The sequence below is a fragment of the Actinomadura physcomitrii genome, from assembly GCF_008923205.2.
Classification (GTDB): Bacteria; Actinomycetota; Actinomycetes; order Streptosporangiales; family Streptosporangiaceae; genus Spirillospora; species Spirillospora physcomitrii.
This window is the reverse complement of record NZ_WBMS02000041.1, coordinates 1-25,864: the sequence shown is the minus strand read 5'-3', so window position 1 is coordinate 25,864 and position 25,864 is coordinate 1. Positions and strand designations below refer to the sequence as shown.

The window sequence follows — 25,864 nt, the reverse complement described above, 5'->3', positions numbered from 1 at the left end:
GGTGATCAGCACTCCCGCTCGTCTCGGACGGCGACCCTCGCGTCGCGCACCTTGCGTCCCAACCATATGCGGCCCGTCCACCCCGGGCCCGGATCCGCGGACATCCGCGCCCCGGGCGGGCCCGTTCACCCTCAAAGACGTCAGGGCCCGCCCGGGTGTTCCCGGACGGGCCCTGAAACCGCTGCTCAGGCGGGTTCGCGTCAGGCGTCGCTCTTCTTGGCGGAGCGGGCCTGCGGCGCGGGCCTGCGCGGCTGCGCGACGCGCGCCTTCGGGGCGGGCGCGGCGTCCGCCTCGGCGATCGCGGCGGCCTCGGCGGCCTCGCGGTGCACGACGCGCTTGCCGCGCTCGGTGAGCTCGTCGATGAACTCGACGGTGCGGGTGCCGACGTGGGTCACGTACGCGACCGCGGCGCCCGGCAGGTCCTTCGCGTCGACCTCCTCGCGGTAGCGGTCCACGGTCCTGCGGACCTCGCCGCGGTAGCGCTCGACGGTCTCGCGGACCTCGCCCTGGTACCTGGACGCGGCCTCACGGGCCTTGCCCTGGTAGCGGGTCACCTGCTCGGGGACCTCGCGGAGCTTCTCCACCGCGAGGTCGCCGGCGCCGGCCACGGCGTAGACGGCCTTGTTCTCGCGGAGACTGCTGGCCAGCGTCATCCGACCTCTTCCTTTCCATCCTGCTCTGGGGTGTCGCGCCCGGCTTCTCCGGGCGCTCCGGCGGCTTCGTTCTCCTTGCGGAACGACTCGTAGATGTCGAGCAGCACCTGCTTCTGGCGCTCCGTGAGGAGGAGGTCGGCCCGGACGGCGGCCTGCACGTCGGTGTCGGCCTCGCGCTCTTCCAGGATCCCGGCCTGCACGTACAGCGCCTCGGCGGAGATCCGCAGCCCCTTGGCGATCTGCTGCAGGATCTCGGCGCTCGGCTTGCGCAGCCCGCGCTCGATCTGGCTCAGGTACGGGTTGGAGATGCCCGAGACGTCCGCGAGCTGGCGCAGCGAGATCTTCGCCCGCGTCCGCTGCTCCCGGATGTACTCCCCGATCGAGCCGACCTTCGAACTTGCCATGTCTCCACCCTGCGTCACCGTGCTTGCAATTGCAAGCACGCTAGCTAGCACTCCGCCGTGAGTCCCCTCACAGTCACGCACACCAGGATCGAGGGTCGCGCATGCGGGTGGGCGCGCGCGAGGGGCCCCCGCCGCGCGAGAAGGCGGGCCGCGCCGGGGAGCGACCGCGAAAATGGCGCGCGCCGCACCACCGGCCCCACCGCCGGACATCGAACCCGGATGGGCCGACAGGAGGGCACAGCGGTTCCACGGCAATGATCGGAGCCCTCCGGGCGACAAGGGATTCCCGGCGTCAATCGCCGTTCCGAGGCGAAAAAAGGATGGGCCGATCGAGAATGCGACGCCCGCTGGAACGGTTCACGCCCGGAGGCGGAGGAGAAAGCACGGGAACCCGTTGTCCGCGCAGCCCAGCCTGGGGGCCGTCTCGGAACATGTCCTGTGACCTGTGCGAATGAGGAACATTCGGGGTTGTCCCGCGCTCACGGGGGATCGGGGTTGTCCACTTGCTCGCTCCTTGACAAGCAGACTGACCAGGGTTGTCGCGGACAACAGGTCCTTGACACCCGGCTCGCGCCTCGCTGATAGTCATCGAGTTGACCATAGACGGCATGCGGCGGCCGGTCGGCCGATGGTTCCGTCGGAAAGTCACGGCCGAGATCCGTCCCGGCACCGCGGGCGCCCGTTACAGGAATGGCGGGTAAACGCGCGCCGTCCGCCGCCGCGATCGCCCGACCGAGTCGAATTCCATTCAGTGATGTGGAAGGGGAAGAACGACGTGCGCACTTTCCCGCCGGCGCGGTGGAGCGCGCCGCCGAGGGCGGCAGGGCCGCTCTCGGCGGCGGTGCGCTCCTAGCCGGGCGCGGCGATGCCGCGACCCGAGTCTCCCCTCGACCCCTCGGCGGGACCTGTCCCCGCGTTCGCGCAGGACCTGCGGAACCTGCGGGTCGAGGCCGGGAGCCCGAGCTACCGGGCCCTGGAAGCGGTCTCGCACTGCGGACGCACGACGCTGGCCAACGCCGCGTCCGGGCGGCGGCTCCCGACCTGGGAGGTCACGCGGGCCTACGTCGAGGCGTGCGGAGGCGACGTCGACGCGTGGCGCCGGAAGTGGCGAACCACGGCGGCGCTGGTAAAGGCGGAGGGCCGCGCGTCCGGCACCCCCGTCCCTGCCCGTGAGCTGGCCAGGACCGCCACCGGCCGCCGGTCTCCGCACCCGTCACCGCAGGCCGACGATCCGCTCCAGGCCGCGACACCGGACGAGCTGGTGGGCATGCTCCGGCGGCTGTGCAGGCGGGCCCGGATCGAACCCCACCAGCTTCCGCGTCTGTCCGCCAAGGCGAAGGGCACCGACGTGTACGCGGCTCTGTCGGGAGCGCAGATGTCCGGCCTTTTCTACGGGCACCGCGCCCCGCGGGCCCACGAGGTACTGCGGATCGTCGAGCTCTGCCGCGTCGACACCGGCCAGATGCGCCTCTGGGCGATCGCCTGCGCCCGCCTTCTGCAGGCCCCCGCGGCAAGGCCGGAGGAGGCGGCGAGCGGCCGTCCGGGCGCCGGGAACGGCGGAGCCGGGGACCTCGCGCAGCGACCGGCGGGCGCCGCCTACCCGGAGCGCGTCCTGCTCGGGGTGATGCTGCACCGGCTCCGCGAGGCGCGCGGCCTCCCCGCGCGCGAGGCCGGCGGCGCCATCGGCGCGTCCCCCGCCAAGATCAGCCGCATGGAGCTCGGCCAGGTGAGCCTCCGGGAGCCGGACGTCGCCGCGCTCCTGACCCTCTACGGCGTGGAGGACGGCTCGCTCGCCGGCTCGCTGCTCGACCTGGCCCGGGGCGCCCCGTCCCCCGGCTCCGGGAACCGGCGCGACGACGGCCCCACCGCGTGGCTGCGCGCGTACTCGGGGCTGGAGGAGTCCGCCTCGCTGATCCGGACGTCCGGGATCCGCCATATCCCGAGCCTCCTGCAGACCGAGGCGTACGCCCGTGCCGTCACGGCCAGAAGCGTCCCGCACCTGGCGGCGCACGACGTCGACGAGCTCGTCCGCCTGCGGATGGCCCGGCAGAGGCGGTTCGCCGCGGACGCCGGGCGCCGGCTCTGGGCGATCGTGGACGAGAGGGTGCTGCGGCGGCCGGTGGGCCCGCCGCCGGTGTGGCAGGAGCAGATCGCGCACCTCATCAGCGTGAGCACCTGGCCGAACGTGACCCTGCAGATCCTGCCGTCGCGGTCGCGGCCCCGCCGGGCGTGCCGCGGCCAGATGACCTGGCTGCGCTTCGGCGACGGCGGCCTGCCGGACGTCATGTGCCGCGAGGGGGCGACCGGAATCGACTACGTGACGGAACCGTCGGACGTCAACGCGCACATGGTCGCGTTGAACACGCTCGGCGTGCACGCCCAGTGGCCGGACAAGAGCCTGGAGATCCTCACCGAGATCCTCCAGGACCCGACACCGGAGGCCCCCGGCTGGTTCACCGGCCGGCCGACGCTGCCGCCGCCCGGCGGCGACCGGAAACGGCGGTGAGGGTGGCCGTCCCGCACACTGCGCGGGCACCGCCGCCGGACCGGCCCGCGAACGCGACGAGCCCCCGCGACCGCGCGGGTCGCGGGGGCCTGCCACGGGCGGCGTCCTGATTGCGGCAGGACGCCGCCCACCGTGGCGAGCAGCCCCATCCGGAAGAAACCCACAACCAGGAAGGTCCACTCGTATGGGCAGCGTAGTACCTGCAATTCTCGGCGAGATTTCGGACACGCTCGAATGGCGTAAGAGCCGTCTCTCGCGGGACGGCAACGAGTGCGTCGAGATGTGCCGTCCGGCCGTCGGGCTGGTCGCGTTCCGCGACAGCAAGGCCCCCGGCGCCGGCGCGCTCGTCATCACGGGCGGTCAGGGCCGTGCGCTGATGGCGCTGATCCGGGACGGGGCGTTCGACCCGCCCGCGCGCCGCTGAGCGCGGACGTCCGCATGTCCGGCCTCCGCACACCGTGCGGAGGCCGGAATCGGCCACGCATCCCGGCGGGCGGCGGGTCACAGGGTCGGGTTGGCGTAGGGGTCGTGCTCGGCGAGCAGCTTGTCGAGCCGGGCCTGGTCGACGCGGCTGGTGACCGCCTGGCTCTCCTGGCGGTCCCGGACGCACTTGGCCAGCGTGAACGTCGAGGTGATCACGTACAGCAGGCCGAGCGCCAGGAACGCCCGGACCCAGGCGCTCACCGGCAGGTAGATCACGCCGGCGGCGACGCCGATGCTGGAGACCGCGAACGAGATGGCGGCTTGGACGAAGAACGCGGCGCTGCCCGGCTGCGCGGGCGGAGTGGGGTTCGTCATGCCACGAGTCTGCGGCGGCGCCGCGCCACGGGCATGAGTACCCGCACTCAATTACCAGTGAGTAGGACGCCGGGGGTTCGGGCGGGGCGGCGGGTCAGCCGACGTCGGACGGCGGGACCGTCCAGGTGTTGCAGACCGACAGGTCACGGCCCTTGAAGCCGGTGATCACCCAGCCCGCGTAGTGCCGTCCGGACCCGTGGTCGCGCTGGTCGGGCGGCAGCCGCTCGTCGCCGCGCCCGCTCACGTCGATGATCATCGCGGTGTACTGCGCCCGCGTCATCGGCAGCGTCGCCCGCTCCGCGCCGAGGAACGTCCCGGCGAAGCACTGCGCCTGCAGCTCGATGCGGCGGCTCGCCTCGGTCCGGGTCGCGGTGTCGCCCTTCTCCATCTCGGCGTCGCCGTACAGCAGGATGCCCGCCCGGTCCTGGACGTGGTGGCCGTACTCGTGCGCGATGACCCGGGCGAACACCGCGTAGTGCGACAGCGGCTCGCCGCCCGACGTCGCCACCACGTTCGTCAGCCCCACGTACATCGTGTTGTTCGCCGGGCAGTAGAACGCGGACGCGCCCGGCGCCGGGTAGCTGCCGCACGGGCTCTGCCCCGGCGTCTGCCAGAACACCCGGTTCGGGGTGTCGAACCGCATCCCGGCCTTCTTGAACTGCTTGCTCCACGACGCGTCCAGGCAGTCGCTCAGGACGTTCATGAAGCGGCGCATGGACGCCGCGCCCGGCACGAGGCGGGGCAGGACGCAGTGCACCGGCGTCAGCGCGCCCGTCGCGTACAGCTTGTTGCCGGTCGCCGTGCTGCGCGACGCCGTCCGCGGCGCCGCCGACCGGACGTGCGTGCCGATGCCGCCGTCGCCGCCGAACAGCGAGAAGCCGAGGATCCCGAGGACGACGACCGCCGTCAGCCCGCCGAAGATCCCCGCGATCGTCCCGCCGGCGCTGCGGCGCGGCGGTCTGCGCGCCGGGACGTACCGGTACTGCGGCGGCGGACCGTAGGCAGGCGGACCGTACGGAGGCGCCGGCGGCGGCGGCGGGGGGTAATGACCTGCCATAGCGCAGAATCATCGCACGCGTTCCCGATACCATTTGCGGCCATGTCTGCTCTTGCGGCGTTGTGTCGTTTGCGACCGGTGGTGCTCGCGCTGGCGGCCGGTTCCCTCCTCCCCCTCGCGACCTGCGCGTCCGCGGCGGCGGGCGAGCGCGCGGCGGCGCTGCCCCGGCGGGCGGCGGACGCCGAGCGCGTGCTGCAGGACGACGTGGCCCTCGCCCCCGGCAAGGGCGGCGTGATCCGCGTCAAGGAGACGATCGTCTACCAGTTCGCCGGGCATTCCACACTCCAGCGGACGTTCCCGACACGCACCCACGAGAGCATCACCCAGGACCGCGTCCACGAGCTCGGCGCCCTGCGCGCCACCAGCCCGGACGGCGGCCCCACCCGCGTCTCCACGTCCACCGGCGACACCGACACCACGGTGAAGGTGACCGGAAGCGGCAAGCTGACCGGTCGGCACACCGTCGTCCTCGAGTACGACCTGCGCGGCGCCATCGACCAGCTCGGCTCCGCCGAGGAGCTGCGCTGGCCCGCCGCCGGCGGCTGGCGGGTCCCCGTCGACGAGGCCACCGCGACCGTCGACGCCACCGCGATGATCCGCAGCGTCAACTGCTTCGCCGGGCCGCTGAAGAGCACCATCGGCTGCACGCAGTACTACACCAACCACGCCCACACGCAGGGCGTCTACAGCCAGCGCGAGATGCTGCCCGGCGAGTACCTCACGGTCGTCGCCGGGCTGCCGCCCGGCACCACCGGCGGCCGCGCGATCTACGAGCGGCGGCACACCGTGGCGACCGCGTTCTCCGTCAACGCGGTCACCGGCGGCGTCCTGCTCGGCCTGCTGGTGCTGCTCGGCGGCGGCGTCGCGGTGCTGTACCTGCTGCGCGGACGCGACGCCCGCGTCGTCGGCAAGCACGCCTCCGTGGGCGACCAGGCGCCCGTCGTCGGCGCCGAGTTCGAGCCGCCGAACGGGGTGCGGCCCGGCCAGATCGGCACGCTGATCGACGAGCAGGCCGACGTCATCGACGTCACCGCGACGATCGTGGACCTCGCCGTCCGCGGCTACCTGCTCATCGAGGAGGAGGACCGGGCCAGCACCGGCCGCCTCGACTGGACGCTGCGCCGCCTCGACCGCCCCGTCGTCGACCTGCTCCCCTACGAGCGGATCCTGCTCGACGCGCTGATGACCGGCCGGGACGGCGCGCCCCGCGACGCGGTGAAGCTGTCCGAGCTCGGCGGCACGTTCGCCACGAAGCTCGCGCAGGTCCGCGCCGCGATGTACGACGACGTGGTGAAGCAGGGCTGGTTCGCGCGGCGGCCCGACACCGTCCGGTCCCGGTGGACCGTGTCCGGCATCGCGCTGACCGTGCTCGGCGTCGCCGCGACCGTCGCGCTCGCCCTCACCACCGAGTGGGCGCTCGCCGGCCTCGCGCTGATCATCGCGGGCGCCGCGCTCGCGTACGGCGGCCAGTACATGCCCGCCAAGACCGCGCGCGGCTCCACCGTCCTCGCGCACACGATCGGGTTCCGCGCGTTCCTGGAGCGCGGCGTGATCCCGGACGCCGAGCACACCGCCTCCCAGCAGCGCATCGCCCTGTTCTCGCGCTTCCTGCCGTACGCGGTCGTCTTCGGGGTCGTCCCGAAGTGGGCGGAGACGGTCAAGGACGCGGGCGAGCGCGCCGAGGGCGCCGACAACCTCTACTGGTACGAGGGTCCCGCCGAGTGGGACCTGTCGAACTTCGCCGAGTCGATGCGCACCTTCACGCTCGCGACGTCCGGCTCGATCTCCCAGTCCCGAGGCCTCTGACCGCGGCCGACCCCGGCTGATCGCGGGCGAGCGGGCCCGCGGCGGCGCCGGGAGGGGTCTCGGCGCCGCCGCCGGCGCGGACGGCGCCTGCCGATCGGGGGGGTGGGTGCGGGTCGCCGGTCCGGCAGGGGCCGTGTCCGGGGGTTCCGCGGCGAGGGGGCGCGTCACTTGATCTGGCGGATGGTCCCGGCGTGCCGCTTGTGGATCCAGCGGAGCGGGCCGAACCTGCGCCGCGCCGCGGCGGCCCGCGCGTTCGCGGCCCGTTCCCGCTCGGCGGCGTCGCGCGCGGCGGCCTCCCGGCGCGCCGCCTCCGCGCGCTCGGCCTCGAGCCGCGCCAGCTCCCGCTCGGCCGGGGTGAGCGCCGGGTCGCGCCGGTTGCGCTGCGACGGGCTGCCGCGCAGGATGCCGCCCGTCACGTCGCCGCGGTTCGGCATCTGCGGGTCGCGGCCCGCCGGCCGCTCGCGCTCCTTGGACGCGTGGAACGTGAGGAGCACCCAGCCCGCGATCGCCAGGAAGATCACCACGGGGGCGATCGTGTACAGGTAGATGTCCCCGATGTGAACGGAACCGCCGAGCATGTGGCGACACCTCCTCGCCACAGGTCGGTACCCGGTGCCCGGATCTCAACCATCGACCGCGCGGGACATGTGCCACGGCGGGCCCGGCCCCTGACGACATCAGGGTCGTTTCATAAGATGTCTGACATCTTACAGAGGGAGGTCCTGGTGGCGCTGAGTCCCGTCCCGAGCGGCTCGACCGTCGACGCCGTGCTCGACCAGCTCCAGCGGCAGGTCAGCGGCGGCTCCTGGCCGGTGGGCGAGCGCATCCCCGGCGAGCTGGACCTCGCCGCGCAGCTCGGCGTGAGCCGGCCCGCCGTCCGCGAGGCGATCCGCGCGCTGTCGCACTGCGGCGTGCTGGAGGTGCGCCGCGGCGACGGCACCTACGTGCGCAGCAGCGCGGACCCGCGCCCGCTGCTCGGCGGCGTCGCGCACGCCTCGGCCCGGGACGTCTTCGAGGTGCAGCTCGCCTACGACGTGCAGGCCGCCCGGCTGGCGGCGCGCCGCCGCACCCCCGCCGACCTGGAGCGGCTCGAGGAGCTGCTGCGCGCCCGCGACGAGGCGACCGGCGCGGACGAGCACGGCGCCGCCGAGTTCGGCGCCGCGGACGCGCGCTTCCACCTCGGCGTCGCCGAGGCCACCGGCAACCCGGTGCTCATCGAGGCGATGCGGTTCTTCATCGTGCGGCTCGGCGAGACGATGCGCGCCGTCCGGCTCGACCACGAGGTGCCGGAGGCCGGCCCGGCCAGGCACCGGGCCGTGCTGGACGCGATCATCGCGGCCGACCCGGACGCCGCCGCCCGCGCCGCCGCCGAGGTCGTCGAGCCCACCCTCGCCGTTCTGGACGCCCTGCTGGGCCGCGGGGAGGAGCGGTGACGGCGCGGCGGGGCGGGCCGGCCGGCTCGGTGCTGCTGATCGTCCTGGTCGCGGCGAACCTGCGGCCGGCGATCTCGGCGGTCGGGCCGGTGCTGACCGAGATCCAGGACGCCTTCCACCTGTCCGGCACGGCCGCGGGCGCGCTCACCACGCTGCCGCTGGTGTTCTTCGGCTCCTACGGCCTCGTCGCCCCCTTCCTGCGGCGGACGCCGCGCAGCGAGACGCTGCTGGTCACCGCGATGGGCCTGCTGATCGTCGGGCTGCTGCTGCGGCTCGTCGACGCCCCCTTCCCGCTGTTCGCCGGGTCGCTGGTCGCGGGCATCGCGATCAGCGTCGGCAACATCGCGATGCCGGCCATCATCAAGCGCGACCACCCGGACTCGATCACCACCGTCACCGCGGTGTACACGCTCGCCGTCAGCGGCGGCGCGTCCATCGCGTCCGGGCTGGCCGTGCCGGTCGAGGACGCCTTCGGCTCCTCGTGGCGGCTGCCGCTCGGGCTGCTCGCGGTGCCCGCGGCGATCGCCGGGCTGATCTGGCTGCCGAAGGCGCTGCGGGCCTCCCGGGCCGCGCGCTCGGCGCCGCCGGCGCCGCCCTCGCGGGCCGCCGCGGCGCTGGTGTGGCGGACGGGGCTGGCCTGGCAGGTCACGGTCTTCATGGGCCTGCAGTCGCTGCTGGCGTACGTGGTGCTCGGCTGGCTGCCGACGATCTGCCAGGACCGCGGGATGAGCGACACCGCCGCCGGCTACGTCCTGGCCCTGACCGCGGCGGTCCAGGCGGCCGGCTCGCTGGGCGTGCCGCTGCTGGAGCGCCGGATGCGCGACCAGCGGCCGCTGGTGACGCTGACGTGCACGCTGAGCGTGGTCGGGTTCGCCGGGGTCGCCTGGGCGCCGATCGCCACGGTGTGGCTGTGGGCGGTCGTCCTCGGCATCGGCCAGGGCCTCGGGTTCGCCACCGCGCTGTCGTTCATCGGCCTGCGCGCGCACGACGCCCGGGCCGCGGCGCAGCTGTCGGGCATGGCGCAGGGCGTCGGGTACGTCATCGCGGCCTCCGGGCCCCTCGTGATCGGCGCGCTGCACGACGCCACCGGTGGTTGGACCGTTCCGATGATCGCCGTGCTGGCGGTCTGCGCGGCGCTCGCCGTCCCGGGCCTGCCCGCCGGACGCGACCGGACGCTCGGCTCACCACCCCCGATACCGGCCCCTGAGGTTAATGCGGCGAATTAACGGACACACCCGTAGTCGTCCCCGCAACGGCCGACCATCGGGAGGTGGACGGGATGCTCGCGATGCCCTACGCCGATACCGCCCCGACCGGGCCGCTCTTCTGGGCGTGGATCATTCCAGTGATCGGCACGATAGGGCTGGTGGCCTGGCTCTACGTCACGGTCACCGCGTCGTCGAGGAAGGTCCATCCGGAGCGCCGCAACGACCAGACGAACCATCGCGGCATGGAGCAGGGCGGGCTGTACTACTACCGCCCCGGCATGTTCTCGCACAGCTACCCGCCCACGTCCGAGCAGGACGAGGAGTTCCTGTACGAGAACCCGCAGCCGGGCCGCGAGCCCCGCGTCCAGACCGGCCCGGGCCTCGCCAACAAGACCCTCAAGGAGCGCGCCAAGATCGTCAAGGATCGGCAGGAGCTGAAGGACGAGGTCGACTCCCTGAAGCGCGCGAAGCACCGCGGCTTCCTGAAGCGCTCCAAGCACCGCCCCTGACGACCCACCGCACCCGACAGCGCCCCGAACCCAGCTCAGGCCCCGGCCCACCCGCCGGGGCCTCCGCCTGCCGGGATCAGGGGGGCGGGGGGAAGGCGTCGGGGGCGGGGCGGATGGCTCCTACTGTCGCTTCGCCGCCGTGCAGGGGGACGGTCGCCAGGTCGTCGAGGGCGCTCGGGGCGCCCTGATCGATGCCGAGGGCGCGGAGCAGGGCGACGGTCACCGGCGTGCGGGCCCGCATGGCGCCGTCATCGATCTTGACGGCTCCGGCGCGGCCGTCGGTGAAGGCGAACGCGTCCACGCCCTCGGCGCCGCACTTGACGAGCAGGCCCGGGACGGCGTCCATCAGCAGGCGCTCCTCGCGGCGGGTCCCGGACGTCCACTGCGGGTGCGCGCGCATCGCGTCGGCGACGCGGCGTTCGGGGGTGCCGTTGCCGGCGAGGACGATGGCGCGGAACGCGCGGGCGACGCCGGCCACGGACACGGCGAACAGCGGCGCCCCGCAGCCGTCCACGCCGACGGCGCCGACGGCCTCCCCCGTGAGCTCCTCGACGACCGCGCGGACGGCGAGCTGGAGCGGGTGGCCGTGGTCGAGGTAGCCCTCGGTGGGCCAGCCGGCGGCGACGCAGGTCGCGAGCATGGCGGCGTGCTTGCCGGAGCAGTTCATCCGCACCCGGGAGGGGCCGCGGCCCGACCGCGCGACCTCCTGCTGGGTCTCGGGGTCCAGCGGCCACTGCTCTGGGCAGCGCAGGTCGGCGGCGCCGAGGCCCGCGCCGGCGAGGATCTTCTCGACGCCCTCGACGTGGAAGTCCTCGCCGGAGTGGCTGCCGGCGGCGAGGGCGAGCAGCTCGCCGTCGAGGTCGAGGCCGGACCGCAGCATCGCGACGGCCTGCATCGGCTTGTTCGCCGAGCGCGGGAAGACCGGCTCCTGCGGCGCGCCCGCGAGCACCGCCGGTTCGCCGCCGGCGTCGAGGCCGATCGCGGCGCCGCGGTGCCGCGACTCCACGAACCCGGACCGCTCGACCTCCACGAGTACGGGATTGATCTGCACTGCGCCCCCTGTCGTCGGTGAACGCGGGCCGGCCGGGCCCGCGCGTCTCCATGGTGGTTACCCACCGCACCGAAGTGAACCCGAACCGCATTCTGTGGATAACCGTCCGGAGTGGACGGCGTCCAGGCAGGTCAGCGGCGTTTGACGCCCAGGAGGGCTCGGGCGTCGGCGGCGGGCATGGCGGGGCGCTGCGCCAGGGCGGCGGCGGACGCCGCACGCTCCACGAGTTCCACGTTGGCGGTCACGGGCCGTCCCTTGGCGAAGGTGACCGTGTCCTCCATGCCGACTCTCAGGTGCCCTCCGGCCGACAGCGCCGCGAACAGGACGGGCAGGGACGTCCGGCCGATGCCGGTGGCCGACCACGTCGCCCCCTCAGGGAGCGCCTCGACGGCCGCGACGAGCGTGCGCGCGTCCCCCGCCATCCCGCCGGGAACGCCCATGACGAGGTCGCAGTGCACGTGACCGCCGTACGGGAGGCCGTGCTTGTCCAGGAGGCGGTGCAGGGACGCCACCTGTCCGAGATCGAACAGCTCGAATTCGGGAACGACCTCAAGTTCCTGGGTGCGCTGGTACAGCTCCACCATGAACGGCCACGGGTTCATGAAGACGTCGTCGCCGAAGTTGACCGTGCCGCAGGTGAGCGAGCACATGTCCGGCGCGGCGTCCAGGACGCGCAGGCGGTCCTCATAGGGGTCCGTCACGGCGCCCCCGGTGGACAGTTGGACGATCAGCCCCGTGCTCTCCCTCAGCGCCGCGACCGTGTCCCGCAGCCGGGACGGGTCGAGGGTGGGCCGCGCGTCGTCGTCGCGGATGTGCACGTGGACGACGGCCGCACCGGCCGCCTCGCATTCCTTGGCCGTCTGGACCAGTTCATCCAGGGTGACGGGCAGGGCGGGGACGTCCGCCTTGGCGGACTCCGCGCCCGTGGGCGCCACCGTGATGAGCGTCGTTGCTCCCATGGCGGCAGAATGCATGGTCATGCGTGCCGTAGTCCAGAGGGTGAGTCAGGCGAGCGTGTCCGTGGAGGGGCGCGTCGTGGGGCGGATCGACGGGCCGGGCCTCATGGTCCTGGTGGGGGTGACGCACGACGACGACGAGGCGAAGGCCCGCAGGCTGGCCGCCAAGCTGTGGGGCCTGCGCATCCTGAAGGACGAGAAGTCGTGCTCGGACGTGAACGCGCCACTTCTCGTGGTGAGCCAGTTCACACTTTACGGGGACGCGCGGAAGGGACGCCGGCCGACCTGGACGGCGGCCGCGCCCGGTCCCGTGGCGGAGCCGCTCGTGGACGCGGTGGTCCAGGAACTCCGGACGCTGGGCGCGAAGGTGGAGACGGGCGTCTTCGGCGCGGACATGGCCGTCTCGCTGGTGAACGACGGCCCGATCACCCTCGTCGTCGACATCTGACCCGCCCGGCGCCGCCGACACGGTCAGCCGAATCCGTAGACCATCCCGATGACGGTGACGACGGTTCCGGCCGAAGCGAGCAGGATCAGCGCCCGGTCCGCCGGGACGAGGCGTCCGCGCACGCTCGCCGAGTGCACGACCACGCCGGTGGCGCCGTCCGTCTCCTCCGGGTCGGGCTTCCGGCGGGACGGGTTGCGCATCCCGATGAGTTTCCACAGCGCGTCGCTCTTCACGCGCTGGTGGCGGGCCGAGCACGCGAACAGCCGTCCGCGCGCGCGCTCGATGCACGGGACGCCCTGAGGCGTCAGCACCCGGCACAGTGTCGGGACGAGCAGGAACTCGTACAGGCACCAGCCGAGGAGCCCGAGCAGCGCCACCCGCCACGAGTGCAGGTACCAGGCGAGGACGGCGACCGCCGCGAACAGGGCCCACCACAGCAGCGCGGACTCCCGGCGGGGACGGCGGCGGGATCCCCTGCGCGCGGCCGGCGGCTTCTCTCTCCCCAGGTTCGCGACCATCGGTAGGAATCCACCTTCCCCGGGCGGTGGCCGGTCAGAAATCGTCGATTTAACACGATTTTGCCCCGAGGGTCGCCGCTTTACCCCCGATTCGCGGGCCGCCTCCGGAGATCGATCTGCGCGTTGGCCCCGGTGTCCGGGGACACCACGACCTCCTGCGCGGCGGCCACGCCGCCCGCCAGCAGCTCCGCGTCCACCGGCACGTTGCGCTTGACCAGCGCCAGCGCGATCGGCCCCAGCTCGTGGTGGCGTGCCGCCGACCCGACGAACCCGACCGTCCGGCCGCCGGGGACCTCCACCGGGTCGCCGTGCGCGGGCAGCCGGTCGACGCTGCCGTCCAGGTGCAGGAACACCAGCCGGCGGGGCGGGCGCCCCAGGTTGTGGACGCGCGCCACCGTCTCCTGGCCCCGGTAGCAGCCCTTGTTCAGGTGGACGGCCGTCTCGACGTACCCGACCTCGTGCGGGATCGTCCGGTGGTCGGTGTCGAGGCCGAAGCGGGGGCGGCGCTCGGCGATCCGCAGCGCCTCGTACGCCCACATCCCGGCGGGACGCGGACCGTCGGGGAAACCGTCCGAGCGCGGGACGATCCGGGTGACCGTGCCGGCGACGTCGGGCCAGGCGAGCCCCCCGCCCTCGGGCCCGGTGATCACCGCGTACTCGGCGGACACGTCCGCGACCTCGACGCGCAGCATGAACCGCATCCGGTCGAGGAACTCCGCGAGCGCGGGCGCGCGGCCCGGCTCGACGTGCATCCACACGGCCTCGCCGTCGTCGATGAGGAACATGTGGTGCTCGATGTGGCCCTGCGGGCTGAGCAGCAGCGCCTCGGTCGGCTCGAACGGCTTCAACGCGTCCAGGTGCTGGCTCAGCAGGCTGTGCAGCCAGCTCAGCCGGTCCGGCCCGGAGACGCGCAGGACGCCGCGGTTCCCGCGGTCGGCGAACCCGGTGCCGCGTTCGAGCGCGCGTTGCTCCTGCGCCGGCTCCCCGTAGTGCGCGGCGACTTCCTGGTCGGGCTCATCGGCGGCGACGGCCCCGGGCGACTGCAGCAGCGGGCTCTCCATGCAGCCAGACTATGTCGCGCGGCACTCCTTGCACCGCCCGTACACCGTGAGGTGGTGCACGTCCGTCTCGAACCCGAAATCGCGCTCCAGCAGCTCCGCGAGACCGGCCGCGGCCTTCGGGGCGACGTCCTCCACCGTGTGGCAGCCGCGGCACACCAGATGGATGTGCTCGGCCTCGGCGGCGAGGTGGTAGTTCGGCGGCCCGTGGCCCAGGTGGGCGTGCTTGACGAGCCCCAGCTCCTCAAGCAGCTCCAGCGTCCGGTAGACGGTGGAGATGTTCACGCCGCGGGCGGTGCGCTGCACCTCGGTACAGATGTCCTCGGGCGTCCCGTGCTCGAGGTTGGTGACGGCTTCGAGCACCAGCTGGCGCTGGGGCGTGACCCGGTACCCCTTGGCCCGCAGCTCCTCCTGCCACGACTCGACCATGCCCCGAGTGTATGCCGGGCGGGCCAGCCGAAAACTCGTTTGCGTCCGCGCCCGCGGCTCACATAGCGTGCGGGGTACGCGCGAAAGGAGGTGGTCCAAGAAATGGTTGATTCTGGGACTCGCGAGGTGACTGTCCGCTAGTCGCCGTTCCGCCTCGGCGCCGCCGCCCCCGGCGGCGGCAACCGGTCGCGACGGTGACCGGCGAATACCAGGCAGTTACCCGATCCCCGGACCGATGGACCAGTCCTGTCCATCGCCCCGCACCCGCGGGAAGGTCCGGGGATCGTTCCATGTCCGGGCTCCGCGCGCCCGCCGCACGCGTCCCTGGGGCGTCAGCCGACGCGCTTCAGCTGCGCCGACAGGTGCGACTGGAGCGGCTGCCCCATCGCGGCCATGTCGTAGGCCCAGCCGAGGTCCTCGCCGATGAGGCCGTACAGGCGCGAGCCCGCGGTGACCTCCTTGGCCGACTCGGTGCGCGCCACCACGTCCGTCCGCAGCTCGACGCGGTTGAACGCGACGTTGCCGAGGTAGATCTCGACGATGCCGGTGGGGTGGGAGAGCGTGACCTCGACCTCGTGGTTCGGGCGGGGGCGCCAGTAGCCGGTCTCCATGGCCAGCGGGCGGCCCAGCGTGCCGTCCTCCTCGATCAGCCAGCTGCGGCTGGCGTAGACGAGGAACGGCTTGCCGACGTGGGTGAAGGAGATCTCCTGCCCGAAGTTGAAGCCCTCGATGGTGGGATAGCCGCCGACGCCGGCGCCCTCCCAGGTGCCCAGGAGGAACTTCAGCGGTTCAAGGTCGGGGTGCAGTTCGAACTCCATGGGCACCGAGCGTATCGGCACCGGTCATTTCAAGCGCCCCAGCCGCACCACCAGCAGGACGGCCGCGACCGCCACCAGCGCGAGAGCGAGGACCAGGACACCCGCGTTCACCATGCCGCCCACGCCGCACGATGCTACGCGCGCTCGCGGGGCTAGAGTGCGCCTATGGCGAGACCTCTGGTTATCAAGGTGACGGCGGGGGTGGACGCGCCCGAGCGCTGCAACCAGGCGTTCACGGTCGCGGCGGCGGCCGCGGCGAGCGGCGTGCCGATCTCGCTGTGGCTGACGGGCGAGTCCGCGTGGTTCGCGCTGCCCGGCCGCGCCGCCGGCTTCGAGCTGGAGCACGCGACGCCGCTGGAGGATCTGCTCGCCGTGGTCATGGCCGCCGGGCAGGTCACGCTGTGCACGCAGTGCGCGGCACGCCGGGGCATCGGCCCGGACGACGTGCTGCCCGGCATCCGGATCGCCGGCGCTCCGACGTTCGTCGAGGAGATCACCGCGCCGGACGTGCAGGCGCTCGTCTACTGAGCACGTCCTCTCGAGCCCGTCGGCGATGGCCGTACGGGCGTGCACGCCTGCCCGCGCGCGTCCCGATTCGAGCCAGCCTGGCCTGCCCAGGCCCATATGTTCAGTTCCAACTGGACAGCTCAGCCTGATGAAACTACCGTGGGGGGCATGGACGAGACGGACGGAACGGGACGAGGACGGGAAGGGACCGCGCGGCGGGGACGGCGGTGCCGGTGACCGCCGCACCGATGACGTCGGTGTTCGCGCACGTCACGGGCTCGCTGTTCCGGCACCGCCCCGAGAGCGACACCACCGGAAAGGGCCGCCCGCCGGACGGGTTCGACCGGCGGCTGCTCGCGCCGATGATGCTCGGCAGCGTCCTGAACCCGGTGAACTCCTCGATCATCTCGGTCGCGCTGGTGCCGATCGGCGCGGCGTTCGGGGCGCCGCCGTCCCGCACCGCCTGGCTGATCTCCGCGCTCTACCTGGCCACGGCGATCGGGCAGCCGGTGGTCGGGCGGCTGATCGACCTGTTCGGGCCGCGCCGGCTGTTCCTCGCCGGGACGGCGATGACCGGCCTCGCCGGGGTGGTCGGCATGCTCGCGCCGAACCTGTGGGTGCTGATCGGGGCGCGGGTGCTGCTCGGGTTCGGCACGTGCGCCGGCTACCCGGCGGCGATGTCGCTGATCCGGAGCGAGGCGCGGCGGACCGGGCACGACAGCCCGGCCGGCGTCCTGACGGCGCTCGCGGTGACGACGCAGACCATCGCGGTGGTCGGGCCGTCCCTCGGCGGGCTGCTCATCGGCCTCGGCGGGTGGCGCACCACGCTCGCGCTCAACATCCCGCTGGCGCTGGCCGGGATCGCGCTGGGGCTCCTGCGCCTGCCGAGGACGCCGCCGCCGGACCGCGCCGACGGCGAGCGCCGCCTGGCGGGCCTGGACCTGCCCGGCATGGGGTTCTTCGCCGTCATGCTCGTCTCGCTGCTGGTGTTCCTCATGGAGCCCGGTATCGGGCACCTGCACCTGCTGGCGGTCGTGGCCGTGGCGGCAGGGGCCTTCACCGTCCGCGAACTGCGGGTGGACGCGCCGTTCATCGACCTGCGCGTCCTCGGCGGCAACAGGCCGCTGCTCCTGACGTTCGGGCGCGCGCTCCTCGCCTACGTCGTCACGTACGCGTTCCTGTACGGCTACACGCAATGGCTGGAGGAGGGGCGCGGCCTGTCGGCGTCGCAGACGGGCCTGGCGCAGCTGCCGCTCTTCGGCACCGCGATCATCGTCTCCACCCTCACCGGACGGCGCCCGGAGATCCGCGGGAAGCTCCTCGCGGGCGCCGCCGGGCAGGTCGCCGCGTGCGCGCTGCTGCTGGTCCTGCACTCGGCAAGCCCGATCTGGCTGATCGTGGCCGTCGCGCTCGTCGTCGGCGTCCCGCAGGGGCTGAACAGCCTCGCCCTGCAGAACGCCGTCTACCATCAGGCCGACCCGGCGCGGCTCGCGTCGTCCGCCGGGCTGCTGCGCACCTTCGGCTACCTCGGCGCGATCGTCGCGTCCGCGGCGAACGGCGCGTTCTTCGGGCAGCGCGCCGGGACCGGCGGCATGCACCATCTAGCCCTGTTCATGCTCGCGGTCTCCACCGTGTTCCTGCTGGTCACAGTGGCGGACCGCACCCTGGGAAACATCGGTTCCAAGCGAAAGGCCGAACGGCGATGACGAACACCGCACTGCTCGTGATGGACGTCCAGAACATGATAGTCGACAGGTTCCAGGACGACGGCTACCTGCCGCGCCTCGCCCGTGCCGTCGACGCCGCGCGGGACGCCGGGATCCCCGTCATCTACGTCGTGGTCGGCTTCCGGCCCGGATACCCGGAGGTGCACCCGCGCAACAAGGTCTTCGGGCCGATGGCGGAAAGGGGCTTCGAGCCGGACGAGGCGAGCACCGCGGTGGCCGCGGCCGTCGCGCCCCGTCCCGGCGAGGTCGTGATCGCCAAGAAGCGCATCAGCGGGTTCGCGGGCAGCGACCTCGACCTCGTGCTGCGGTCCGGCGGCATCGAGCACCTCGTCCTGACGGGCATCGCCACCAGCGGCGTCGTCCTGTCCACCCTCACCCAGGCGGCCGACCTCGACTTCCGGCTCACCGTCCTCGCGGACGGCTGCTTCGACTCCGACCCCGAGGTGCACCGCGTCCTCACCGAGAAGGTGTTCACGAGGCACGCCGACGTCGTCACCGTCGACGCATGGACGAAAACACTGACCGGAGCCTGAAAGAAGGCTGGGTGGACGAGGAATAGCGCGTTAACCCAGCGCTAACCTTCACCGGCTCGCCTTCTGCCCCCGCCCCGGACCTGCCTATGGTGCGATGACCAGGGAAAACGCCAGGTTCTCAGCACTCTCGGGTGCGCGGAAAGGGGCGGGTTCATGGCATCGAAGGTGATCCTGCACATCGGGCAGCAGAAGTCGGGCACCACCTACCTGCAGGACGTGCTCGGCCACATCGCGGAACCGCTCGCGCGGGAGGCGGGCATCCTCTATCCGGACTCGATCAGGGAGGTCCTGCCCGGCGCGATCGAGAACCACGAGCGCGCGACCCGCGGGCTGCTCGGCGACGAGTACCCGTGGGTCTCGTCAGAGGTCGCCGCCGGGGAGCGCGACAAGTGGCTGCGGCTGACGGAGAAGGTCCGCGCCTGGCCGGGCACCGTGCTGATCTCCGCCGAGGCGCTCTCGGTGATCCGGTCGGCGGCGGTGGCGCGGCTGCTCGCGGAGTTCGGCGGCGCGGACGTCGAGGTCGTCATCACCACCCGCCGGCTGGACCGGTCGCTGCCGTCGCTGTGGCAGCAGCACGTCCGCAACGGCCGGCAGTCCACGATCGGGGAGTACTTCGCGGCGCTCGTCGAGCAGCGCGAGCGCGGCCCGGAGGCGATCGAGGCGGAGCTCGACCTGCACCTGTGGCGGGCGTTCGGGCTCGGCGGGCTCGTCCGGCGGTGGGCCGCCGCGGTGGGGCCGGACCGGGTCCGCGTCGTGATCAACCCGGGTTCGCCGCCGGACCTGCTGTGGCGCCGCTTCGCCGCCGCCGTGGGGGCGCACGGCTGCGCGGGCCGGCCGCCGGAGGACGTGCGGGCGCGCCGCACCCACGGCGGGCTGACCGGCGAGGAGACCGAGCTGATGGTCGCGCTGAACCGGCGGCTCGAGGAGTCGGGCTGGAGCACGTTCGAGCGCCGCGCGCTGCGCGAGGAGATCCTGCTGAACGGCCTGCTCGTGCGGGACGAGCGCGGCGGGCCGGTCGCCGTCCCCGAGCCGGTGCGGGAGGCGGTCGCGGCGTGGGCCGAGGAGGACATGGCGGTGCTCCGCCGGAGCGGGGTGGAGTTCGTCGGACGCCTCGACGAGCTGCGGCCCGTCCCGGACGCCCCGGACGGCGGCGCGGCGGCGCCGTCGGGACGGGTCGCCGAGGCGGCCGCGGCGGCGATCATGGCGGTGGCGCCGCGCGGCCGGTACGGGCCGGAGCCGCAGCCGCAGCCGCAGCCGCAGCCGAAGTCGCTGCGGACCTGGATCAGGACCCGCATGCGGCCGGAACAGGAGATCCCGGACCCGCCGCGCCCTGACGCACCGAGCGCGGGATCGCGGCAGTAGGCCGGCGCGTCGGGCGGACTCCAGGACCGCCGGCGCGATCGCATCCGTGTTACCTTTCTCGGCCTTGAGAGGGGTCGCATGGGGGACGCGGAAGCGGTCGCCGCCGGGGTCGTCGGGTCGCTGCGGGACGGTCGGTTCGCCGAGGTCGAGGCGCTGTTCGCGGCCCCGCTGCGGGCCGTCGCGTCCGCCGGGACAGTGCGCGCCGCGTGGACGGACGAGATCGCCCGCCGCGGCCCGGTGGCCTCCGTCGGGGACCCGGCGGCCGAGCCGCTCGGCACGGACCTGACCCGGGTGAGCGTCCCGGTCGGCTGCGAGCGCGGGGAACTGATCGTCGTCATGTCCGTGGACGGCGCGGGCCTGCTGAACGGCCTCCGGCTCGCGCCCGGCGGCGCCGCCGCGTGGAGCCCGCCGCCCTACGCCGACCCGTCCGCCTTCGAGGAGCGCGAGGTCACCGTCGGCACCGGCCGGCTCGCCGTTCCGGGGACGCTGACCCTGCCGCGAGCGGACGGGCCGCGGCCCGGTGTCGTCCTGCTCAGCGGCGGCGGCCCGTTCGACCGCGACGCGACCAGCGGCCCCAACAAGCCGCTCAAGGACATCGCCTGGGGCCTCGCCACCCGCGGTGTCGCCGTGCTGCGCTTCGACAAGGTGACCTGCGCCCATCCCGCCGTGCACGCCGCCGACGACCACCTGTTCTTCCCGGGCACCGGCCCGTCGGCGCCGGCCGGCCACGACCGTCCCCAGCACGTCGACCCGGCCGTGCCGGCGGACATCGCCGCCTGGCTGGGCGCCTAGTCCGCGGGGGCGGCGCCCGCCTCGTCGCCGAGGCTGAGCAGCAGCGCGCGCAGGGTCGCGGCGAGGGCGTCCAACTGGTCCCGGTCGAGCGCGGCGAGGATGCGCCGCTCGTTCTCGAGGTGCGCGGCGACGGCGCGGTCGATGAGGTCGCGGCCGGCGGGCGTGAGCGCGACGATGACGCTGCGCCGGTTGCCGGGGTCGACGTCGCGCGTGACGTGGCCCTTGGCGACGAGCCGGTCGAGCCGGTTGGTGACGGCGCCCGAGGTCACCATCGACGAGCGGGCCAGGTCGCCCGCCGTCATGCCGCCGTCCGCGCCCGCCCGCCGCAGCGTGGCGAGGACGTCGAACTCGCCGCGCTCCAGCCCGAACTCGGCGAACAGCGCCTTGAGCTCGCGCTCGGCGATGCGCGTCGCCCGGGTCAGCCGGCCCAGCACGCCCATGGGGGACGCGTCGAGGTCGGGGCGCGCGCGGGCCCACTGCTCCAGGACGAGGTCGACGGCGTCACGGCCCACCAAAACTCCTCAACGTTGAACTGTTTGACATGAAGGTATCACCGACCTACCTTCCTTAGCGTTGAACATTTCAACGTTGAGAGGTTATCCGCGATGGTCGCACACACCACCCGACGCCCGCACTCGCTCCTGCGAGCCTGGCTGGGCGTGGCCGTGATCACGGCCAGCCTGTTCACCTTCCTCACCACCGAGCTGATGCCCGTCGGCCTGCTCACCCCGCTGAGCGCCAGCCTGGACGTCCCCGTCGGCATCGCCGCGCTGATGGTCACCCTCTACGGCGTGTCCGCCGGCCTCGGCGTGACGTTCATCGTCGCCTGGACCCGCCGCGTCGACCGGCGCGCGCTGCTGTCCGCGCTGCTGGCCGTCCTCACCCTCGGGAACCTCGTCACCGGCGTCTCGCCGAACTTCGCGCTCGTCCTGACGACGCGGCTCGTCATGGGCTTCGCCAGCGGCGTGTTCTGGGCCATCGGCGTCAGCATGGCGATGCGCCTCGTCCCGGAGCGGCACGCGAGCCGCGCCTCCGCGGTCGTCATGTCCGGCATCTCGATCGCCACGGTCGTCGGCATCCCGCTCGGCACCGTCCTGGAGGACCTCACCAGCTGGCGGACCACGTTCCTCATCTGGTCCGGCCTCAGCCTCGCGGTGTTCGCCGCGGTCGCCGCCATCGTGCCGTCGCTGCCGTCCGACAACGCCGTCTCGGTCCGCGAGGTCTTCAGGCTGCCGGTGCGGAACGTCCCGCTGCGGTCCGTGCTGCTCGTCGTCGTGCTGTTCGTGCTCGGCCACTTCGGCGCGTACACGTTCGTGCGGCCGTTTCTGGAGGACAGCACGTCCGCGACTCCCCTGTTCATCACCGTCGTGCTGATCATCTTCGGGATCGGCGGCGCCATCGGGAACTTCGTCGCCGGCTCCACGGTCAACAAGAGCCTGCGCGGCAGCTTCGTGACCGGCTGCACCGGACTCGTCGCGTCCCTGCTCCTGCTGCTCGCCATCGGCGACGCCAAGGCCGGCGCTATCACCGCGCTGGTCCTGTGGGGGCTGTCGTTCGGCGTCGTCCAGCTGTCCCAGGTCAACATGACGCTCGCCGCCGCGCCCGAAACGTTCGAGGCCGCGATGTCGCTCAACACCATGGCCTACAACACCTCCATCGCGCTCGGCGCGCTGTTCGGCGGCCAGCTCGCCGACAACCTCGGCGTCACCAGCGTCGTCTGGTTCGGCGTCGCGCTGACCGCCGGCTCCCTGCTCCTCGCGCTCGGCACCGGCCGGAGGGCCTCACGCGCCGCCGCCCATGACGCGTCCGCCCCCTCCGCACTCCTGAAGGACTGACCGGCGCACCCCCTCGGTCGCCGCCGCCGTCACCGCGACGGCGGCGGCGAGCAGCGCCGCCCACCCCGAGAACAGCAGCAGCTGGACGACCGTCACGCACGCGACCGCCGCCGCGGCCCGCACCGGACCGCTCAGCACCCGGACCGCCGCCGCCATGCAGGCGAGATAGACGACCAGGAACAGCGCCGTCGGGACGGCGACGAACTGCGCGGTGCCGACCAGCCCGCCGCCCGCCAGGCCGAGCAGCAGCCCGCCCGTCGCGGCGATCGCGGCGACGAGCCCGGCGGAGCGCCCCGTCCCGGCGGCCCTCCCCCGCTTCGCACCGGCGAGGGCCGACGCCATCGCCGTGGCACCCGTCAGGTAGGCGTTCGTCGCCGCCAGTGTCAGCACCACCGCGCCCGCCGCCGCGATCGCCCGCCCGCTCCCGCCGACCGCGACCTCCAGCAGGCCCGCCAGCGGCACCGAACTCCCCGCCCGCGGCCCGAGCACCCCGACCGTCGCGGCGGCCAGCGCCAGGTAGAGGACGGCGGTCACCGCGAACGCGGCGCCCACGACCCGCGGCAGCTGCCGCCGCGGATCCCGCAGCCGCGCCGTCAGCGGAGCCGCCGCCTCCCACCCGACGAACGCCAGCATCAGCGGCGACGCCGCCCGGACGATCGACCCCCACCCGTGCGGCGCGAACGGATGCCAGTACCCGGCGCGCGCCGACGGCGCCGCCCCGACCACCGCGACCACCACCAGCGCGACCAGCAGCCCGACGAGCGCCAGCTGCAGCCGCACCCCCGTCCGCGCGCCGGCCAGCCGCATCGCCAGCACCAGCGCGAGCAGGACCCCGGCCGCGACGAACGCCGCGCGGTCCCCCGCGCGCAGCAGCTCCGCCACGTACGCGCCGCCGATGAGGCACACCACGGGCGCGCCCGTGACGACCCCGCCGAGGAAGCACCAGGCGGCCGCGCGCCCGGCCCGCGACCCGAGCCCCGCCGCCGCGTAGCCGGCGACACCGCTCGCCGACCCGACCGTGGTCCCGAGGCGGCTGAACACCACCGCGATCAGCCCGGACAGCACCAGCAGGCCGACCCACGCCAGCAGCGAGGCGGGCCCGGCGGCCCGCGCGGCGAGCCCCGGCAGAAGCAGCAGGCTGGGGCCGAGCAGAGCACCCACGTACAGCGCCGTGGCGCCCGATGTGGACAGATCGTTCCGGTTCGAAGGCATGCCATGAGCATCACCCGAAACGCCCGGCACGCGATGGCATGTTGTGGCCCCTGTGCGGGTCTGAACGCAATGCCATGCCGTTAAAAGGCCTCTAAGCTGCACAGCATGCCGCAACAGGGTTACGACCGCATCGATCGCGCCATCCTCGACCGCCTCCAGCAGCACGGCCGCACCGCCAACGTCGACCTCGCCGAGGCCGTCCGCCTGTCCCCGTCGTCCTGCCTGCGCCGCACCAAGGCGCTCGAGGACGACGGCGTCATCGCCGGCTACCGCGCGGAACTCGACCGGGACCGGCTCGGCCTCGGCCTCACCGTCTTCATCGCTCTCAAGGTCGACCAGCACTCCCGCGAGACGTCCCGGACCATCGAGGCCGCCCTCACCGCCATCCCGGCCGTCGTCGCCTGCCACGTCGTCTCCGGAGAGGCCGACTTCCTCGTCGAGGTCGTCGTCGCCGACCTCGCCACCTACGAGCGGGTGCTCCTCGACGAGATCCTCGCCATCGGCCCCGTCCGCGACGCGCGGAGCACCTTCGCCATCCGGACCGTCCTCAGCCGCGGCCCGCTCCCCCTGTCCGGCTGGCCACCGAAGCGGTGACCCGCCCCGTCACTCCGTCAGCGACACCGCCAGGCCGTCCGCGAGGGCGGTGATCCGCTCCAGCGCCAGGCCGCCACGCCGCCCGGAACCCGTGCCGGCGCGCTCAGAACGCACCCCGGACCGCGTGGAACTGCGCCCAGCGCCGCACACGCTCCCGGTCGAGCTCCGCCGCCTCCGCGAACGCGTCCATCGCGCGCCGCAGAGCCTTGCCGAGGTCATCGGCCTCGATAAGTTTCAACAGCAGCGCCTTGAACAGCGCACCACCGTCATAGGCCGGGTCCCCCACGTACCCCTTCGGGTCGACCGCGAGCCACGGCTCCCGGTCGGCGCGCAGAATATCGCTCGGGTGAAGGTCGCCATGCACGAGCGTCTCCGGCTGGACGCGCCCCAGATCCCGCACCGTCGCGAGCGCCGCGTCCAGCACGCGCGGGCCGAGCCCGTGCACCAGCTCCCGCGCGTCCCGCCGCAATTCCTCCCTCCCACTCGCCGGCCCGGTCCCTCAGCCTCGGCAGGCCCGCCGGCGCCGGGACGCTCAGCCGCCGGCTCAGCCGGCCCGCGACCCGGACCATCTCGTCGACGTCCCCGCTCTGCGCCAAGGAGACCGTCCGTGCCCGCTCCAGCAACATCGCGAACCGCTCGTCGTCGCGCTCGTACAGCCGGACCGCGCCGCGCCCGCCCCACACCGCGAACGCGTCCGGCTCATGGACGTTGCCGGGATGCGGGAACGACACCTTCACGACTGCGGGCTCCCCGTCCCGCCGCACCGGAACGATAACCCCGACGCCCCCGTGCATGACCTCGCCGTCCGGCACGCACTCCCAGCGCTCCAGCAGCTCCTTCACGGTCCCGGGCAACCCGGCGAGCCACTCCGAGCCCGCCTCCCCTTCGCGCTCGACGGTGCTCCGCGCGAACACCTCCGGTATCACGACCACCCGGGCACGCTACGCGAACCGGACCGCCCACGTCCCTCGCAGCTGGTTCTCCGTATCGCATCGACGACCGCGCCCAGCACCGAACCAACCGCACCGCCTCCGCCCGGTGGGCCACGACCACCGGCGACTCTCCTCGCCCTTGACCACAGCGATGCAAACACTGTCAGGGCAACGCGAACCGGACTCGAAACGGGCTTGAGCGATGGCGTCCCGCCGAGGACACCGCATCCGGTGTGACCAGAGCGCCTTCGCCCGCCACTGACAGGCCCCGAACTGGTACAGACGCCAGCAACCGAAACACGCTAGGGCTGAATATCAACCGTCCATCAGGGGTGAACAACGACAGGACGACGCGAAACGACGAGGCGGCGACACACGGCGACACGGCGGCGAGGCGAGGCACGACAGGGCGAGGTGCAACAGGGCGAGGCACGACAGGGCGAGGTGCAACAGGGCGAGGCACGACAGGGCGAGGTGCAACAGGGCGAGGTGCAACAGGGCAACGCGACAGGGCGAGGCGACAGGGCAACGCGACAGGCAACGCGACAGGGCAACGCGACGCGACGGGCCGAGGCGACGGGGCGTTCGGATGCGTCGGTGGGAGGGGTGTTCGGGTGGTGGGGTGGCGCTTGCGTACGGGGCCGCCCCTCCAAAGTCAAGGGCGCCTTCGGCGTCGCTACGCGATGGACTTCGTCCACCCTTGACTTTGGAGCCTCTG

The 25,864-nt window shown here is 73.4% G+C and carries 28 protein-coding genes and 1 pseudogene; 14 read left to right on the top strand and 15 right to left on the bottom strand.

What is annotated here, in order from left to right:
- Window positions 1-200: 200 nt before the first annotated feature.
- Window positions 201-653, bottom strand: a complete 453-nt coding sequence (locus F8568_RS36365; protein ID WP_151598177.1) for a hypothetical protein — start codon at window positions 651-653, stop codon at window positions 201-203.
- Window positions 650-1,057: a helix-turn-helix domain-containing protein gene (locus F8568_RS36360; protein WP_151598176.1), complete on the bottom strand. Its 408-nt coding sequence runs from the start codon at window positions 1,055-1,057 to the stop codon at window positions 650-652. Before F8568_RS36360 ends, F8568_RS36365 begins: the two co-directional genes overlap by 4 nt.
- Before the next feature lie 865 nt (window positions 1,058-1,922).
- On the opposite strand from F8568_RS36360, the gene F8568_RS36355 reads away from it, so the two are divergent.
- Together F8568_RS36355 and F8568_RS36350 are read left to right on the top strand one after the other, a co-directional pair.
- Window positions 1,923-3,563, top strand: a complete 1,641-nt coding sequence (locus F8568_RS36355; RefSeq protein WP_151598175.1) for a helix-turn-helix domain-containing protein — start codon at window positions 1,923-1,925, stop codon at window positions 3,561-3,563.
- A gap of 184 nt (window positions 3,564-3,747) precedes the next feature.
- Window positions 3,748-3,987, top strand: coding sequence for a DUF397 domain-containing protein (locus F8568_RS36350; protein WP_151598174.1), 240 nt, complete (start codon window positions 3,748-3,750; stop codon window positions 3,985-3,987).
- Window positions 3,988-4,064: 77 nt separating this feature from the next.
- On the opposite strand, the gene F8568_RS36345 is transcribed toward F8568_RS36350, so the two are convergent.
- On the bottom strand, window positions 4,065-4,361 hold the full coding sequence (locus tag F8568_RS36345) for a YiaA/YiaB family inner membrane protein (RefSeq protein ID WP_151598173.1): 297 nt from the start codon (window positions 4,359-4,361) through the stop codon (window positions 4,065-4,067).
- A 94-nt stretch (window positions 4,362-4,455) separates the two neighbouring features.
- Window positions 4,456-5,418 carry a neutral zinc metallopeptidase gene (locus F8568_RS36340; protein ID WP_151598172.1) on the bottom strand — a complete coding sequence of 321 codons (963 nt, stop codon included), beginning with the start codon at window positions 5,416-5,418 and terminating at the stop codon, window positions 4,456-4,458.
- Between the two features lie 42 nt (window positions 5,419-5,460).
- On the opposite strand from F8568_RS36340, the gene F8568_RS36335 reads away from it, so the two are divergent.
- A complete protein-coding gene (locus F8568_RS36335) occupies window positions 5,461-7,224 on the top strand; it encodes a DUF2207 domain-containing protein (protein WP_151598171.1) in 1,764 nt (587 codons plus the stop codon).
- Window positions 7,225-7,388: 164 nt separating this feature from the next.
- Here F8568_RS36335 and F8568_RS36330 read toward each other — a convergent pair whose 3' ends face one another.
- Complete coding sequence (locus F8568_RS36330) at window positions 7,389-7,802, bottom strand: hypothetical protein (RefSeq protein ID WP_151598170.1); 414 nt, start codon at window positions 7,800-7,802, stop codon at window positions 7,389-7,391.
- A 147-nt stretch (window positions 7,803-7,949) separates the two neighbouring features.
- On the opposite strand from F8568_RS36330, the gene F8568_RS36325 reads away from it, so the two are divergent.
- Genes F8568_RS36325 through F8568_RS36315 form a run of 3 tightly spaced genes read left to right on the top strand, consistent with a single transcriptional unit; the run spans window position 7,950 to window position 10,374 of the window.
- On the top strand, window positions 7,950-8,657 hold the full coding sequence (locus tag F8568_RS36325) for a FadR/GntR family transcriptional regulator (protein WP_202125755.1): 708 nt from the start codon (window positions 7,950-7,952) through the stop codon (window positions 8,655-8,657).
- The gene (locus F8568_RS36320) at window positions 8,654-9,883 is read left to right on the top strand and encodes a CynX/NimT family MFS transporter (protein ID WP_151598168.1); all 1,230 of its coding nucleotides are present in this window, start codon (window positions 8,654-8,656) and stop codon (window positions 9,881-9,883) included. Before F8568_RS36325 ends, F8568_RS36320 begins: the two co-directional genes overlap by 4 nt.
- A 44-nt stretch (window positions 9,884-9,927) precedes the next feature.
- Complete coding sequence (locus tag F8568_RS36315) at window positions 9,928-10,374, top strand: hypothetical protein (RefSeq protein WP_151598167.1); 447 nt, start codon at window positions 9,928-9,930, stop codon at window positions 10,372-10,374.
- 76 nt (window positions 10,375-10,450) lie between these two features.
- Here F8568_RS36315 and F8568_RS36310 read toward each other — a convergent pair whose 3' ends face one another.
- Window positions 10,451-11,425 carry an asparaginase gene (locus F8568_RS36310; protein WP_151598166.1) on the bottom strand — a complete coding sequence of 325 codons (975 nt, stop codon included), beginning with the start codon at window positions 11,423-11,425 and terminating at the stop codon, window positions 10,451-10,453.
- A 131-nt stretch (window positions 11,426-11,556) separates the two neighbouring features.
- Window positions 11,557-12,384, bottom strand: a complete 828-nt coding sequence (locus tag F8568_RS36305) for a BKACE family enzyme (protein ID WP_151598165.1) — start codon at window positions 12,382-12,384, stop codon at window positions 11,557-11,559.
- 19 nt (window positions 12,385-12,403) lie between these two features.
- On the opposite strand from F8568_RS36305, the gene dtd reads away from it, so the two are divergent.
- Window positions 12,404-12,829 (top strand): D-aminoacyl-tRNA deacylase, encoded by a 426-nt coding sequence (gene dtd, locus F8568_RS36300; protein WP_151598164.1) that lies wholly within the window; start codon window positions 12,404-12,406, stop codon window positions 12,827-12,829.
- Window positions 12,830-12,852: 23 nt separating this feature from the next.
- Here dtd and F8568_RS36295 read toward each other — a convergent pair whose 3' ends face one another.
- From F8568_RS36295 to F8568_RS36280, 4 genes are all read right to left on the bottom strand, one after another.
- Window positions 12,853-13,347 (bottom strand): hypothetical protein, encoded by a 495-nt coding sequence (locus F8568_RS36295; RefSeq protein WP_151598163.1) that lies wholly within the window; start codon window positions 13,345-13,347, stop codon window positions 12,853-12,855.
- An 80-nt stretch (window positions 13,348-13,427) separates the two neighbouring features.
- Complete coding sequence (gene ygfZ / locus F8568_RS36290) at window positions 13,428-14,408, bottom strand: CAF17-like 4Fe-4S cluster assembly/insertion protein YgfZ (protein ID WP_151598162.1); 981 nt, start codon at window positions 14,406-14,408, stop codon at window positions 13,428-13,430.
- A 9-nt stretch (window positions 14,409-14,417) separates the two neighbouring features.
- On the bottom strand, window positions 14,418-14,834 hold the full coding sequence (locus F8568_RS36285) for a Fur family transcriptional regulator (protein ID WP_151540448.1): 417 nt from the start codon (window positions 14,832-14,834) through the stop codon (window positions 14,418-14,420).
- 332 nt (window positions 14,835-15,166) lie between these two features.
- Window positions 15,167-15,652: an FABP family protein gene (locus F8568_RS36280; RefSeq protein ID WP_151598161.1), complete on the bottom strand. Its 486-nt coding sequence runs from the start codon at window positions 15,650-15,652 to the stop codon at window positions 15,167-15,169.
- Window positions 15,653-15,817: 165 nt separating this feature from the next.
- Here F8568_RS36280 and F8568_RS36275 point away from each other — a divergent pair, with 165 nt between their 5' ends.
- From F8568_RS36275 to F8568_RS36255, 5 genes are all read left to right on the top strand, one after another.
- Entirely contained in the window at window positions 15,818-16,180 is a 363-nt protein-coding gene (locus F8568_RS36275) for a DsrE family protein (protein WP_151598160.1), read from the top strand.
- A 212-nt stretch (window positions 16,181-16,392) separates the two neighbouring features.
- Complete coding sequence (locus F8568_RS36270; protein ID WP_202125754.1) at window positions 16,393-17,865, top strand: MFS transporter; 1,473 nt, start codon at window positions 16,393-16,395, stop codon at window positions 17,863-17,865.
- Window positions 17,862-18,419, top strand: a complete 558-nt coding sequence (locus F8568_RS36265; protein ID WP_151598159.1) for a cysteine hydrolase family protein — start codon at window positions 17,862-17,864, stop codon at window positions 18,417-18,419. The genes F8568_RS36270 and F8568_RS36265 overlap by 4 nt, the downstream gene beginning before the upstream one ends.
- Before the next feature lie 153 nt (window positions 18,420-18,572).
- Entirely contained in the window at window positions 18,573-19,781 is a 1,209-nt protein-coding gene (locus F8568_RS36260; protein ID WP_202125753.1) for a hypothetical protein, read from the top strand.
- A gap of 78 nt (window positions 19,782-19,859) precedes the next feature.
- Window positions 19,860-20,573 carry an alpha/beta hydrolase gene (locus tag F8568_RS36255; protein ID WP_151598158.1) on the top strand — a complete coding sequence of 238 codons (714 nt, stop codon included), beginning with the start codon at window positions 19,860-19,862 and terminating at the stop codon, window positions 20,571-20,573.
- Here the strand turns inward: F8568_RS36255 and F8568_RS36250 are convergent.
- Complete coding sequence (locus F8568_RS36250) at window positions 20,570-21,085, bottom strand: MarR family winged helix-turn-helix transcriptional regulator (protein ID WP_328601177.1); 516 nt, start codon at window positions 21,083-21,085, stop codon at window positions 20,570-20,572. The genes F8568_RS36255 and F8568_RS36250 overlap by 4 nt on opposite strands.
- A gap of 147 nt (window positions 21,086-21,232) precedes the next feature.
- On the opposite strand from F8568_RS36250, the gene F8568_RS36245 reads away from it, so the two are divergent.
- Window positions 21,233-22,408: an MFS transporter gene (locus F8568_RS36245; RefSeq protein ID WP_328601176.1), complete on the top strand. Its 1,176-nt coding sequence runs from the start codon at window positions 21,233-21,235 to the stop codon at window positions 22,406-22,408.
- On the opposite strand, the gene F8568_RS36240 is transcribed toward F8568_RS36245, so the two are convergent.
- The gene (locus F8568_RS36240) at window positions 22,355-23,620 is read right to left on the bottom strand and encodes an APC family permease (RefSeq protein WP_151598156.1); all 1,266 of its coding nucleotides are present in this window, start codon (window positions 23,618-23,620) and stop codon (window positions 22,355-22,357) included. The genes F8568_RS36245 and F8568_RS36240 overlap by 54 nt on opposite strands.
- Before the next feature lie 105 nt (window positions 23,621-23,725).
- Here F8568_RS36240 and F8568_RS36235 point away from each other — a divergent pair, with 105 nt between their 5' ends.
- On the top strand, window positions 23,726-24,214 hold the full coding sequence (locus F8568_RS36235) for an Lrp/AsnC family transcriptional regulator (protein WP_151598155.1): 489 nt from the start codon (window positions 23,726-23,728) through the stop codon (window positions 24,212-24,214).
- A gap of 103 nt (window positions 24,215-24,317) precedes the next feature.
- On the opposite strand, the gene F8568_RS48950 is transcribed toward F8568_RS36235, so the two are convergent.
- Window positions 24,318-24,683 (bottom strand): aminoglycoside phosphotransferase family protein, encoded by a 366-nt coding sequence (locus tag F8568_RS48950; protein WP_236009848.1) that lies wholly within the window; start codon window positions 24,681-24,683, stop codon window positions 24,318-24,320.
- Window positions 24,684-24,735: 52 nt separating this feature from the next.
- Window positions 24,736-25,008: pseudogene (locus tag F8568_RS51245) on the bottom strand (aminoglycoside phosphotransferase family protein); the annotation flags it as partial.
- Window positions 25,009-25,864: the final 856 nt, after the last annotated feature.

Excerpts from the sequence above, each read along its gene's own strand:
- F8568_RS36365 (WP_151598177.1), bottom strand. The coding sequence starts at position 653 with ATGACGCTGGCCAGCAGTCTCCGCGAGAACAAGGCCGTCTACGCCGTG.
- F8568_RS36360 (WP_151598176.1), bottom strand. The coding sequence starts at position 1,057 with ATGGCAAGTTCGAAGGTCGGCTCGATCGGGGAGTACATCCGGGAGCAG.
- F8568_RS36355 (WP_151598175.1), top strand. The coding sequence starts at position 1,923 with ATGCCGCGACCCGAGTCTCCCCTCGACCCCTCGGCGGGACCTGTCCCC.
- F8568_RS36350 (WP_151598174.1), top strand. The coding sequence starts at position 3,748 with ATGGGCAGCGTAGTACCTGCAATTCTCGGCGAGATTTCGGACACGCTC.
- F8568_RS36345 (WP_151598173.1), bottom strand. The coding sequence starts at position 4,361 with ATGACGAACCCCACTCCGCCCGCGCAGCCGGGCAGCGCCGCGTTCTTC.
- F8568_RS36340 (WP_151598172.1), bottom strand. The coding sequence starts at position 5,418 with ATGGCAGGTCATTACCCCCCGCCGCCGCCGCCGGCGCCTCCGTACGGT.
- F8568_RS36335 (WP_151598171.1), top strand. The coding sequence starts at position 5,461 with ATGTCTGCTCTTGCGGCGTTGTGTCGTTTGCGACCGGTGGTGCTCGCG.
- F8568_RS36330 (WP_151598170.1), bottom strand. The coding sequence starts at position 7,802 with ATGCTCGGCGGTTCCGTTCACATCGGGGACATCTACCTGTACACGATC.
- F8568_RS36305 (WP_151598165.1), bottom strand. The coding sequence starts at position 12,384 with ATGGGAGCAACGACGCTCATCACGGTGGCGCCCACGGGCGCGGAGTCC.
- dtd (WP_151598164.1), top strand. The coding sequence starts at position 12,404 with ATGCGTGCCGTAGTCCAGAGGGTGAGTCAGGCGAGCGTGTCCGTGGAG.
- F8568_RS36295 (WP_151598163.1), bottom strand. The coding sequence starts at position 13,347 with ATGGTCGCGAACCTGGGGAGAGAGAAGCCGCCGGCCGCGCGCAGGGGA.
- ygfZ (WP_151598162.1), bottom strand. The coding sequence starts at position 14,408 with ATGGAGAGCCCGCTGCTGCAGTCGCCCGGGGCCGTCGCCGCCGATGAG.
- F8568_RS36285 (WP_151540448.1), bottom strand. The coding sequence starts at position 14,834 with ATGGTCGAGTCGTGGCAGGAGGAGCTGCGGGCCAAGGGGTACCGGGTC.
- F8568_RS36280 (WP_151598161.1), bottom strand. The coding sequence starts at position 15,652 with ATGGAGTTCGAACTGCACCCCGACCTTGAACCGCTGAAGTTCCTCCTG.
- F8568_RS36275 (WP_151598160.1), top strand. The coding sequence starts at position 15,818 with ATGGCGAGACCTCTGGTTATCAAGGTGACGGCGGGGGTGGACGCGCCC.
- F8568_RS36265 (WP_151598159.1), top strand. The coding sequence starts at position 17,862 with ATGACGAACACCGCACTGCTCGTGATGGACGTCCAGAACATGATAGTC.
- F8568_RS36260 (WP_202125753.1), top strand. The coding sequence starts at position 18,573 with ATGGCATCGAAGGTGATCCTGCACATCGGGCAGCAGAAGTCGGGCACC.
- F8568_RS36255 (WP_151598158.1), top strand. The coding sequence starts at position 19,860 with ATGGGGGACGCGGAAGCGGTCGCCGCCGGGGTCGTCGGGTCGCTGCGG.
- F8568_RS36240 (WP_151598156.1), bottom strand. The coding sequence starts at position 23,620 with ATGCCTTCGAACCGGAACGATCTGTCCACATCGGGCGCCACGGCGCTG.
- F8568_RS36235 (WP_151598155.1), top strand. The coding sequence starts at position 23,726 with ATGCCGCAACAGGGTTACGACCGCATCGATCGCGCCATCCTCGACCGC.